Below are 1,576 nucleotides of genomic sequence, written 5' to 3' on the forward strand. Positions count from 1 at the left end.
GCCATTAAACGTAGCCACCAATGTGCGACTGTGCAATTAGATTTCCAGCTACCGGAGAAATTTGATTTAACATATATCAACGAGGACAACGAAAAGGTACGTCCTGTTGTCATTCACCGAGCTGTCTTTGGTTCCATTGATCGTTTCTTAGGCATTTTAATTGAGCATTTTGGTGGTGCGTTCCCGTTATGGCTTGCACCAAAGCAAGTGCAACTCATTGGTGTTTCCACTGTGCATCATGATTATGTGAAAAAGGTGAAAGAGGCTTTACGTAAGGAAGGGATTCGTGTTGGAGTAGATGAGCGAAATGAAAAATTAGGGCGAAAAATTCGAGATGCCCAGTTGCAAAAAATCCCGTATATCCTTGTGCTAGGGGATGAAGAAGTCGCTACGCAAGCGGTATCTGTTCGAACTTATAGACAAGAGGGATTAGAAAAAATGGCTATTGATACATTTATTCAGCAAATAAAACAAGAAATCGCTCAGAAAAAATTGCCGATTTTAACTAAGCTATAAAGTTTCACCTAACTTTTATTAAAAGAGAAAGTTCGTTAAACCCTTTTAGTATATCTAGATAAAATGATATAAATGAAAACAGCTCATTCCTATACTAATTGGAATGAGCTGTTTGCTTAGACGATACCACATTATTTTCTCGTCCTGATAGAACAATATTTGTTGATGGTGTACCGTAAGGCATGGCTGCATCAATAAATTCCTCTAATTTTTCAATGGATGATGTAGCAATTTTCACGATATAACTAATTTCGCCAGCAACACGATAGCATGACAATACATCTGGATGGCTATAACAAAACTCTGCTAGCTTTTTGCAATTGGAGGATTTAAACAACACGATTGCTACGATGCCCCGATCAAGCTGAGATAAATCAAATTCAGTGCGATAGCCTTTAATAACGTGCTGTTCTTCAAGCTTTTTAATACGTTCAGCTACTGCTGGAGCTGATAAATGTACATGTCTCGCTAATTCTTTCGTCGTTATTTTTGCATTCTTTTCAATCTGCTGTAAAATTTGATAATCAATTGAATCCATTTCTTCGCCTTCTTCTAAAAAGTAAATAAAGGAATTTTCCGTTGAATAAAAAGAATTATTAGATAAATACCTTTTTTAAAATATATAGAAAAGTGCTTCAGTCGTCTACACTTTATGTATAGAAATTAGGAGGTAGTAGAAATGAAAAAAATACTGTTGTTATTAGCCAATGGATTTGAAGCATATGAGGCGAGCGTATTTACGGATGTACTTGGTTGGAATCAGCTTGAAGGGGATGGTTCAACGGTTGTTGTGACAGCTGGCTTACATAAAGAGTTAAAGGCTACTTGGAATTTCTGTGTGACACCGGAAAAATTATTGATGGATTTAAATTTAGATGAATTTGATGCACTTGCGATTCCAGGAGGTTTTGAAGAAGCAGACTTTTATGATGATGCCTTTAGTGAACAATTTGGTACAGTGATTCGTCATTTTAATGACCAACATAAGCCGATTGCTTCGATTTGTGTTGCAGCACTTGCTGTTGCTCATAGCGGTGTATTAAAAGAGCGACGCGCAACG

At 36.9% G+C, this 1,576-nt stretch carries 3 protein-coding genes; 2 read left to right on the forward strand and 1 reads right to left on the reverse strand.

Annotation, left to right across the window (positions count from 1 at the left end):
- Positions 1-516: His/Gly/Thr/Pro-type tRNA ligase C-terminal domain-containing protein (locus tag QI30_RS19235; RefSeq protein ID WP_233600645.1), on the forward strand; the 516-nt coding region annotated here is incomplete at its 5' end.
- Positions 517-610: 94 nt separating this feature from the next.
- On the opposite strand, the gene QI30_RS19240 is transcribed toward QI30_RS19235, so the two are convergent.
- Positions 611-1,054, reverse strand: coding sequence for an Lrp/AsnC family transcriptional regulator (locus QI30_RS19240; RefSeq protein WP_126992105.1), 444 nt, complete (start codon positions 1,052-1,054; stop codon positions 611-613).
- A 141-nt stretch (positions 1,055-1,195) separates the two neighbouring features.
- Between QI30_RS19240 and QI30_RS19245 the strand changes: the two genes are divergently transcribed.
- A partial coding sequence (locus QI30_RS19245) for a DJ-1/PfpI family protein (protein ID WP_126992106.1) occupies positions 1,196-1,576 on the forward strand: 381 nt, incomplete at its 3' end.

The organism is Candidatus Kurthia intestinigallinarum (assembly GCF_003991225.1).
GTDB classification, from domain to species: Bacteria; Bacillota; Bacilli; order Bacillales_A; family Planococcaceae; genus Kurthia; species Kurthia populi.